General features: G+C 35.2%; 8 protein-coding genes and 5 pseudogenes. All 13 read right to left on the bottom strand.

What is annotated here, in order from left to right:
- Positions 1-76: 76 nt before the first annotated feature.
- The gene (locus tag FH976_RS14580; RefSeq protein WP_194091530.1) at positions 77-895 is read right to left on the bottom strand and encodes a beta-1,6-N-acetylglucosaminyltransferase; all 819 of its coding nucleotides are present in this window, start codon (positions 893-895) and stop codon (positions 77-79) included.
- On the bottom strand, positions 892-1692 hold the full coding sequence (locus FH976_RS14575) for a glycosyltransferase family 2 protein (protein ID WP_194091529.1): 801 nt from the start codon (positions 1690-1692) through the stop codon (positions 892-894). The genes FH976_RS14580 and FH976_RS14575 overlap by 4 nt, the downstream gene beginning before the upstream one ends.
- Positions 1689-2504: a hypothetical protein gene (locus FH976_RS14570; protein WP_194091528.1), complete on the bottom strand. Its 816-nt coding sequence runs from the start codon at positions 2502-2504 to the stop codon at positions 1689-1691. The genes FH976_RS14575 and FH976_RS14570 overlap by 4 nt, the downstream gene beginning before the upstream one ends.
- A 256-nt stretch (positions 2505-2760) precedes the next feature.
- Positions 2761-4002 carry a glycosyltransferase family 4 protein gene (locus tag FH976_RS14565; RefSeq protein ID WP_194091527.1) on the bottom strand — a complete coding sequence of 414 codons (1242 nt, stop codon included), beginning with the start codon at positions 4000-4002 and terminating at the stop codon, positions 2761-2763.
- Complete coding sequence (locus tag FH976_RS14560; RefSeq protein WP_194091526.1) at positions 3999-4916, bottom strand: glycosyltransferase family protein; 918 nt, start codon at positions 4914-4916, stop codon at positions 3999-4001. Before FH976_RS14560 ends, FH976_RS14565 begins: the two co-directional genes overlap by 4 nt.
- Positions 4917-4926: 10 nt before the next feature.
- Positions 4927-5310, bottom strand: coding sequence for a phenylacetate--CoA ligase family protein (locus FH976_RS14555; protein ID WP_194091525.1), 384 nt, complete (start codon positions 5308-5310; stop codon positions 4927-4929).
- Between the two features lie 424 nt (positions 5311-5734).
- Positions 5735-5890: pseudogene (locus FH976_RS14550) on the bottom strand (transposase); the annotation flags it as partial.
- A 213-nt stretch (positions 5891-6103) separates the two neighbouring features.
- Positions 6104-7423 (bottom strand): flippase, encoded by a 1320-nt coding sequence (locus tag FH976_RS14545; RefSeq protein WP_324187442.1) that lies wholly within the window; start codon positions 7421-7423, stop codon positions 6104-6106.
- A 106-nt stretch (positions 7424-7529) separates the two neighbouring features.
- Positions 7530-7733: pseudogene (locus FH976_RS15990) on the bottom strand (transposase); the annotation flags it as partial.
- Positions 7734-8027: 294 nt separating this feature from the next.
- A pseudogene (locus FH976_RS14540) lies at positions 8028-8255 on the bottom strand (transposase); the annotation flags it as partial.
- Between the two features lie 26 nt (positions 8256-8281).
- Positions 8282-8626 (bottom strand): annotated as a pseudogene (locus FH976_RS14535) (ISAs1 family transposase); the annotation flags it as partial.
- A 24-nt stretch (positions 8627-8650) separates the two neighbouring features.
- On the bottom strand, positions 8651-9775 hold the full coding sequence (locus FH976_RS14530; protein ID WP_194091523.1) for an ISAs1 family transposase: 1125 nt from the start codon (positions 9773-9775) through the stop codon (positions 8651-8653).
- 154 nt (positions 9776-9929) lie between these two features.
- Positions 9930-10742: pseudogene (locus FH976_RS14525) on the bottom strand (ISAs1 family transposase); the annotation flags it as partial.
- Positions 10743-10792: the final 50 nt, after the last annotated feature.

The following is a 10792-nucleotide window of genomic DNA, read 5'->3' as shown; positions in this document are numbered from 1 at the left end:
AAAATTGAGAACTCAATTCGTCACAAACCCTTTAAACATGGGCATGTCCGTAAATTATCCCTGATTCCCTGGCTGATTAAAATTTTACTTTTCTAATCCACAGCATATTATTATCCAACTTTGTGAATGGTAATTCGGCTAATGAAAAAACGACAGGTGAAGATGCACCTGGTTTAAACTCGATATATCTAAGGTTATTATTTACTATTTCGCTCTTAAATCTTGAATTCAAAAGTTCTATTTGAAAAAAATGCTCATCTCCGCAGGAAGAATATATATAGGGCTCAAGTCGTTTATCTTTAGATTTTAATATAAAACTAATAGCATCTGGTGTAAGAGTAAACCAACAAGAACCTTTATATAAAACTTTATTTTTTAAGGTGGTTCTTTTTATACAAAGTAGACCTTGCATGGTTTTCAAAAAGGCTCGTAAAAACTTAAAATACCATCGCCTAGTATTGATTTTTCCGGTCAAAAAATTATATTGAATCAACCTCCATCTATAGTTACCAATTGCCTCATAAGAAAGAAAATTAGCATTTCTATTTTCATTTAAAAACTCAACAATTGAATAGGACGATTTTAATGGCCAATCTTCACCACTAATGAAAGAAATATGTGTATAGCAATCAGATATATTAATAATAAACTCTAGAGATTCTAATGTAGCATGGACCTGTGAAATATCTGACCAGAAAACACTAACACTAAAAGGGATAATAGTTACTCTTTCATCTTCAACATAAAAACTTGACAGTAATTCTTTTAATTTTAGTGATTTACAATCAACATGAATATATATATCAACTAGATCTTCACACTTCAATTTGTCAACAAGCTTCAATATCTGCTTATAACCTTTGTGACATTGAATTAAGTAAGCTATTTTATTCACTTTTTTGATCTACTCGCTTTAATATAAACAACTAAAGAGGAAGGGAGAAGCTTTTTTAAATGGTATTTTAGGGTAAAAATAGCATTCAAATAATAAAAATACCAGGCATGTGCCTTTTTCCCCTTAAAATAGCGAACAATACTTTTCATTTCTTTTAAATACGCCAAATTATTCGAAGATATACCATTAAGATCATATATAGCTATATATTTATCAACATGCTTAAATCTTTTACCCAAAATATACATACGAAAGAAAAAATCAAAATCCGCACAGATATTATAATTTAGATTAAAAGGATATTCCTTATGCAAAGCTAACCTTACAAAGCAAGACTGATGACAAAAAATTGAACCTTTGTATAATTCATCAACTGTTTTTGCTCTAGAATATCGATTATTTTGATCATTTAACTTATCAATCGTATTACCATAAACAATATCATCACTCTCTAATAGAAAGGGCGCAATATCTAGTAAAACATTACTATCCACAAAACGATCACCGGCATTCATGAAGTTGATCCACTCTCCAGTAGCAAGAGAAATGCCTTTATTTAAAGCATCATAAATACCCTGATCTCTTTCACTAAGCCACTTGTAAACAATACCTCGACTTAAAGCTAACTCTTCGTAGTATTTTATAATATCAAGTGAATTATCAGAAGAACCGCCATCGATTATAATGTATTCGACATTTTTATAACCTTGATCAATTACTGATTTTATCGTATTTGGAAGGTCTTTCTCAGCATTATAACAAATAGTCACAATTGATAATTTAGCTTTGCTCATCATTTAAGTTCCAATCGTCTAGTATCAGACTGTTTATATGAAAGTAAAATTAACACCATAGATGTTCCAAACACCCAAGGACCTAATATTCCAGAGGCTAGAGTAAGAGAATATATTACTGGTTTTAAATCATCATCAGCTTTTATAAAAAACCAAAAAAGAACAACATAAAATAAAGTCGTAAATATCACTCCAAAATATACAAGCATACCAAAAAAACCATTATGGACCTGTAGAAAGTATCCCTTTTTTATACCTAATAAATAATCACTATTTCCAAATAAAATAGTATTTAAATCGTAAACAAAGTATTCATAAGCGATTTTAAATGCTTTAACTCTCTCCATATTACTTCCATCATTCAAGTTAGAAATAATAAAACCATCACCTCCCTGACCAAGAGAAGAGTATAGAAACAAGAAAACAAAAAGCTGTGTTAACATTGTAGATAAAAAAATAAGAACACCCAAAGAATTAACTATAAAATTACTTTTAAAACACCTGACAACAAAGTAAATCAACACCATTAACATTAACATTCTAGAAAGCGTTAAATAAAATAAGAAAAACAAAAGTATGTAAACAAGAATTCTAAACCGTTTTTTTTGGAAGAAGCTACCCATTGAAATAATTAGAGTAAACATGATTACAGAAGTATAGTTTGGGTCACCATTTAGAATAGCATATCGCCCTTCATTCGAAGTGGATTGCCAAGTAAAACTTGCTAAAACCAAAGAAACAAGGAAAACGTACTTAAGCTTACTGTCATGCTGTATATCTAGCGACTTGGTTAGTAACATCAAAGAAGCAGCCAAAGAATAACTTAATATAGATGAATTACGATATATTATAAATAAAACAACCGTTAAGATCACATTAAGATAAATTATTGACACCGAATTATAAGATATTTTTGCATCGAGGTGTAGACATATTACTAATAAAGAAACCAGTATATAAAATGTAACAATAAATGGTATATCACTTCCGGCAGTAAAGGGGTAAATGATAATTAGAACTGACACCAATATAAATTTAAATTGATTAAGGACTCCGTCAAGTATCATAATTCTAATTTCTTCTTATAATACTATTGTATAGGTCGATGTATTTAGCAGAAACTAGTTCACTATCAAAGTCAGAAAGTACCTTCTTCCTAGCATTTAATCGTAATTCATTATACTGCACGTTATTTAAGACCCATTCAATCCCATTAGCCATATCATTACCATCAAGAGGCTTGGCCAAATATCCATTTTCTTTATGTAAAATTAAATCAGAATTCCCACCGACATCAAAAGCAACTACTGGCGTACCGCAAGATAAACTTTCCATTATTGCGTTAGATAAGTTCTCCTGACGCGATGGTACCACCATTACATCTACAGCATTATATAATGAAGATAGTGCAATATCGTCAGACAACGCTCCCAAATAATGTGTTTTGCAACCAAAATCAGGATTATTTGTAGGTTTACTCGCACCGAAAATTACTATTTCAGTATTTATCTTGTTAAGAAAAGTTAGCGCTAATTCAAGTTCATAAAAGCCTTTATTAATATCACTAGTTGGATTCATAGCACCAAATAGAATCAACTTCTTTTCTTTGGGAAACCCCCACTGCTCTCTAGCATAACCTCTATTTATAGGTTTGTAGGTTTTTGTATTTATGGGGTTAGGCAAGTTAACATGTAATTTTTTTGACAAGAGAGCACTATTTTTGGAACACTCCGTCAACCAATTACTAAGCCCTACAATATTCATATTTTTAATTTTATTAAATGTCTTATCTTTCCTTTTAAAAACGCTTGCGCTAAGGTCATTAACACAATTACTCAATAAAATAGGACAGTTCGAACAGCCATTAATATATTTGCCACAATCCCATTTTATATGGCAACCTCCGGTAAACGCCCAATCATCATGCAAACTCCAAACAATAGGTGCGTTAATTTTAGCGAAATCTTCTATTCTCAACATCCCGCTATTTACCCAATGAAGATGAACGATATCGGGCTGTATTATGTTAATCTGATTTACTATACTTTTAGATGACACCCAAGAAACACTGAATAAAGTTGGTATTTTTCTCTTGTAAAACTTAACTGGAATCGAATCAAAAAAGGATTTTAAAATTCCTTTTACTTTTTCTAATCGATTTCTCGGTCCAATAACTGAAGCGTCATCACTTAGCTTATTTTGAACTAACATTTGGCTATCTATTTTTTTAGATAATAATGACTGATGAAGGCGGTAGGCAGCACGAGCTGCCCCACCATCAATATCAGATGTATTTACAATCAGTATTTTCATTTGAATATATTTCTTTCGGTAATTATGCGACAAGTTTTATGAATAAGTTTTTGTATAAAAGTTTTTTTTGACTTCTTATAAAAACGCTGTATTCTGGATAAAGCATATTCATTCTCATTCAATTCAGATTCAAATTTAATTTTTTTGCCTACATTTAATGGTGAATGATAAGTATCACTCACACCACAATGCACTCCACTACCATCGAAACCAATATTATTAACATAAGTCACTACTGGATTTAAGCATAACCCTTTATTTTTAAAAATAGTCGCATACCAATAAATAGCCCAAGTATTAATTTTTCCTTTCTTGTTAGCTAACACTTGTCCCCAAAAATCTTCTGCACCATCCAAATTAAATTGATATTTATTGTCTTTAGAAAATGATGCAATAAGATTGTCGGTGTTTTTTTCAAAATGCTGCCATCGATCACTCCAAGTAGCCCAACCCCAACAATTCATAGTTCTCCATAAAAATGTATCACCAAGTCCATCATCGTCTATCGGGTAATTCCAACCACTAATATGCCAGACATTTTTTTTATCTGCGTATAAATTTAATGCATCATTCATATAGGTTAAAAAATAAGGACTTGTAACTAGGTCATCTTCTAGAACTATCACTGACCCGTATTTATTAACGTTCTCGGTAACACCACTAATTATTGAATTTGCTAAACCAATGTTTTTATCTTGCTTTATTATAGTTACTTTTTTAAATCCAGAAATATTAGTAAGTAATTCGCCTACCTTATCAACTTTCTCTTGGGCAGCATCATTTTTAGCGGCATCAGCATAGATAATTAACTCACTCTCAGAGGCAAGGACATTTTTTTGTAGAGCTTGGATTGTCTTCGCAGTATGTTCTGGTCTATTGTAAACAAATAAAACTATTGGGGCTAATATACTCAAACAAACCTCTCTATTTAATATTTTGAATAAGGAACAAATGTTTACCTCTTTTTGTAAGAGGTATTTCTTCTACGTATTTAAAAATAACAGTGATTTTTGCGGAACTTTTAAAATTATTAATTATCTCACTTTCATCTTCACAACCAAATGACTGCCCCTTAACTATATTTAATTCAACTATACCTATATGATTCTGTACAATCTGCCATTGCACTATATTCTTAAATGCTTTTAGGTGTTGACCAAATATTAATGCTGTTAAGTATACCTTTTGGTTATCACTGGATAAAATAAAATCTTGATTTCGCCCCACTATTTTTTTGAATTTTACCTGTCCACCATTTTTAAATAGTAGCTCTCCCATATCTCCGGTGTCATAACGTATGAAAGGCATTCCATGATTATTAAACCCTGTTACAATTAGGCTAAATATCTGCTGTTAAAAAACAGTATATGATCACACCTAAATCTGATCATCAAATCGATCTTGGATGTATTGAGATTATTGTGACTTCAGTATCTAATTAGTGAAAATATGACTTCACGTCATCCCTTATTCCATAAGGGGTTTTCATGATCTTGCCCTGGCCTTGTTGTCGGTAATCAGGAATGACATCGAAATGCATAAATGGGTGCTGGTTACTCATTGTTGGACCTCCAATTTGTCTATGGAGGTATTAGAAAACACTGAAAATGATCTACAAATCGATCATCGAACAATTAACTGTTGTGTGACAACGCTAACTAATGAAGTTCAAAAATTGAGAACTCAATTAGTCACGAACCCTTTAAACATGGGCATGTTGATGATTTTTCCCTGAGGGTAGATCTCGCCAAGGAATACCTGTTCTCATTCGATAAAGTATTCCTTCAAATGTCATTCGATGTTCAGTTTTATCGTAAATACGACCTGTACTTTTCATAATTTGGAGTAGCAGTTCCCAGCGAATATCAGTTAGCATTGTTCTTGTCATGGTATTGGTTATGGTTATGGTTTTACTTTTGGCGAAGCAAATTATAACTCTTTACCATACTGTTCAAAAAACACTCACGAAAGATCAACATGCCCTAGTTAAATTCAAAAATTGAGAACTTAATAAGCTATGAACCCTTTAAACAAGCATTTTCATAATTTTTCCCTACCTAAACCGACGTCAATAGATCTCGGGTGAATAGTTGCATTTAAGTCAAAATCCTATTTTTCTAAAGGGTAAAAGTAAAGCTTTACTGTGCAAAATAAACACTATACGAGATTTTTTATTAAATAAGTTAAATAAATATGAAGCAACAAATTGTGAAATTAAAGTCGCTATAGCAGCTCCATATATCCCATGTTGTGGAATTAATACTAGATTTATAACTACATTTAATATTGCACCAACAAGAGACCTGTAGAATGAATACCTTTGTAACCCTTCAGAAATAAACCATTTGCTACTTGCAACACCTAAAAAAACAAATACAGCTGACCAAACATGAATCATCAGCACTCCGGCAGTTTGGCTAAATTGAGCACCATAAAGTAAATGAACTACCCAGTCACTCAAGAATGTCATTGGGATGGTAATTACTATCGCCGTCCACGCCATAAAGTCATAGAGCCGTTGTATACGTAAGTAATATAACTCTTTTGATATTTTTTTTGCATTAAGAATCGCAGGGAAGAGTGATGAAGAGATAACCATCGGAATAAAATACCAAACCTCACTTAAGCGAACAGCAGCTGCATATTGGCCAACGTCTGCACTACCTAGTATGCTTTTTATCATAACCTGGTCTATTTTCATATACATGGAAACAACCAACCCACTTAAAATTAGTGGCCAACTCTCTTTTAATAATGATTTAGCTACAACTTTATCAAACTTCCAATGCCAAATCGAAAATTTATTTTGAGAATAGAAATAGATAAAACTACTCGCCAAAACTAGGCTATCAAAAAGTATTATGTAGGCGAAAGCAACTAGAGATGCTTCATTTAGAATGAGAACAATTTTAACAGCAGAGGAAAGTAGAAGTGAAAACACGTTGCTATAAACGACATACTTACTTTTTACTGTACTTTGAAAGTAAAAGTCTATCACATTGAAGCTTTGAAATACTGTAGCGGATGCGATGATAAAGACTAGCAAGCCAGTTTGGTTATCATCTGATTGTAAAAATACAGAAGCCGCAAGTAATACAAGTACTACTATTGCTCCGGTTAGCTTAAGCGTAAATGCAGTACCTAAGATGCGCTGCTTTTGCTCTTGATCATTAACTAATGCTTTAACAACAATCCCATCCAGCCCTAACGTTGCGATGGCAGCAAAAAGGGCAACAAAACTCTGCGCATAACTAAACAAACCAAATTGCTCAGGACCTAAATACCTTGCCACCCAGACACTGACAAAAAGACCGAGAGTCATTCTTAATACTTTTTCACCAAGAAGCCATGAAGTGTTTTTTAAGTACTTCATTGCACCGGAGCTGTTATTGAGGCTAATAATTTTTTTAACAATATTCACTCGAATCTACTTAATTTAATGACTGTAGTCAGGGCACGTAACACGGAAAAATCATGAACATCCCCGTCAATAAAGGCTTGTCAGCAGGGCAAGATTACGAAGCCCCTTATACTGCAAGGACTTGCGAAAGGTAGCTATTGCTACGGTTTGCTTTTTTCTGCTTTCTTTTGATCCCTGCTTTGAAGCTGGTTTCTTCCGTCAGCAGATTTAAAGCTATATGTCTTATAACTGCTAAATTCCCACTAGCTTGCTCTCGACGAATCAGACATTCATCTTCTTTAAAACCTACGTCTAATCGCCAGTGCATCTGATGGTGAGTAGACCGCAGGAACTACCCCTGCAGCCTCTCGCAAAACGGTACGTGAACCTCTCAGTTCATACCGCTTCCATTAGGCAAACGATCCTCTCATTCCATGCCTCCAATGGGCAAACAACCACGGATTCTGCTTAGCTATCCTTTCCAAGAACAGCGTTGCTCGAGTCTTATGGCGACGAAGTTTTTTGTATTTGCGTCTCGCCCACCTAATCAGAGCTTTGTTGATGTGTCTAAACACTGGGTATAGCGACGACCGATAGTACCACGGAAAATTCATGAACTTCCCCGTCAATAAAGGCTTGCTAGAACCTTTAAAAGGTACTCACAATTCATCGCACACATCGCTCTTTTATGTTTAATGCTCGCTTTGAGTGTCGTTTCACTCTTCAGCATGTTTAAGCACATCTGCCTGATCCTTGCGAAGTTTTCTGCACCTTCATCTACTCGTTTTCGGCTGGCATCTTCACCGAAAGCGGTATCTAACAACCAGTGCATCGACTCAACCAACCAATGTGAACACGGAAATCGCATGAACATCGCCGCTATGCAACGCTTCCGAGAACCTTACTTAAGTAGTTTTCATCCATCGCACACATCATTCGTTTTCGCGTGATACCACCTTTAAAACTTTTCTCTCCTTTCAAAAGGTTCAAACAAGCCTGCCTGATCCTTGAAAAAGACTCTGCTCGATCATCAACTCTAATTCGACAAGCATCTTCTTTAAATGCCATATCTAACTGCCAATGCATGGCCTCAACACCCCAGTGCGCCCGTGTTGCATCATGCAGCTCTTCTGCCGTTAATTCTTTAGAACTAATATAATACCGTACAGAAAGCTCTTGCGCCCGAGCAGACTCAGATTCTTGACGGATACATACCATTATTCCACGGAAAAATCATGAACATCCCCGTCAATAGAGGCTTGCTAGAACCTTCATAAGGTACTCTGAATCCATCGCACACATCGCTCTTTTGTGCTTCACACTCGCTTTTAGTGTCGTTTCACTCTTGAGCATATTTAAACACGCTTGTCTGATCCTTGCGAAATTTTCTGCACTTTCTTCCGCGCGTTTGCGACTCGCATCTTCACCAAGTGTGGTATCCAAACTCCAATGCATCGACTCAACTAACCAATGTGAACGCGTGGCATTTAACAATTCTTTAGCATTTAAATCCTTCGAGCTGATGTAGTATTTCACTGCAACTTCTGACTCTTTCGCTACCGAATCTTCTTGCCTTATTGAAACCACAATACCCATGCTTTTCAGACCTGGCCACTCAAGCTCAACATCACCTAAAACACTTAAATCTTTATTGGTCAATGCAAGTCTGGTTTCTTGTCTGCCACGTGATTTCTCTTGTGTACTGTAGGAGTCTCCATCATGCTTTTGGAGCATGCTCATGTCGAAATAGTTATCGAACGCTTGCTTTAAACGGCCTTGATTACCTTTTACAGCTAAAAGGTAATCTGCGTCTTTATCGAGTATCTTTTGCGCGATTTTCTTTTGACAACCCATCGCATCAATCGTGACTAAACAGCCTGATATATCAAGCAGTTCAAGTAGTTTTGGAATGGCGGTAATCTCATTCGACTTCTGGTACACTTTTTGTTGTCCGAGGCTCACGCCATTTTCAGTGGCAAATGCATTAACCATGTGGATTGCGCCGAGTCCGCGAGAGTCATCGTAAGAGCCTCTCACCGTTTTACCATCGATGGCAACCACCTCACCCTTGCTCAATTCGCAGCAATCTTTCATCCACTCAATAAAGCATTTCTGTAATCGCGTCGCACTTATCATTCCCATCGTTCTGGCTATAGTCGATGTTGAAGGAACTCCATGACTAAAGTCGCCAAATCGCTTTAAAAAATCAAGCCGAGCTTGACCGTACAAACTGATAGCTTTCCAGTCATCTTGACCAGAAAGTACGGCGCAAATTGTTAACAAAATGATATCAGTTAACTTGTGCTCGATTTTGCCTTGTTGGCGGTAATCTGGAATGACATCAAAATGCATAAATGGGTGCTGGTTACTCATGGTTGGACCTCCAATTTTTCTATGGAGGTATTAGAAAACACTGAAAATGATCTACAAATTGATCATCGGTTAATTGTCAAATATGTGATGGTACTAACTAACCATATTGAAAAATAGAGTGCCTAACAAGCCACGAAGCCTTTAAACATGGGCATGTTGATGATTTTTCCCTAACCATTATTCCCATCGCTTTAAGCTCTGGCCAGTCATAGGTCAAATCACCCAAAACAGATAATTCTGTATTAATTAGTGCACACCTTGTTTCCAATCTTCCATGCGATTTTATTTGGCTTGAGTAACTATCACCATCAAAGGAATCCATCATCGTTGGTCTATAATATTCATCAAAGGCTTTTTCTAGAAGTCCTTGGTTATCCTTTACCGCAAGCAAGTAATCCGCACTTTTCTCTATGATTTTTTTCGCTATCTTTCGTTGGCAACCCATCGCATCAATCGTAACCAAACAACCCGTAATATCTAGCATTTCCAATAGCTTTGGGATTTCTGTAATTTCGTTTGTCTTCTCATTGACCTTTGATTGTGCTAAACAAATACCATTTGCTGTAGCAAATGCATTCACCATATGGATTGCAGATTGACCACGAGATTTATCATAAGAACCACGAACTGTTTTCCCATCTATCGCAATAACTTCCCCATCTGTGAGCTTATGACACTCTTTCATCCATTCTACAAAAGCTCTCTGCATTGCCTTCGGGCTAATCATACCCATCACTCTCGCTATCGTATCGGCTGAAGGAATACCTATTTCAAAATCACCATAGTGTTTTAAAAAACTCAATCGCATTTTACCGAAATCACTAATGCCTTCCCAGGTATCTTGACCAGACAAAACACCACAAATTGTCAGTAGAATAATATCGGGCAATTTATGATTAACTTTTGCGGCTTGACGATAATCTTTAATTGCTGAAAAGTGCATAAATGGATTGATAACTTTTGTCATTGTATTGCTCCAAATCGAGTAAATGGAACCATTAGACAACAAACGAAATG

It is taken from the genome of Vibrio hibernica (genome assembly GCF_015223435.1).
In the GTDB taxonomy this organism is placed as follows: domain Bacteria; phylum Pseudomonadota; class Gammaproteobacteria; order Enterobacterales; family Vibrionaceae; genus Vibrio; species Vibrio hibernica.
The sequence above is the reverse complement of the archived record's forward strand: the minus strand, read 5'-3'. Positions and strand labels throughout refer to the sequence as shown.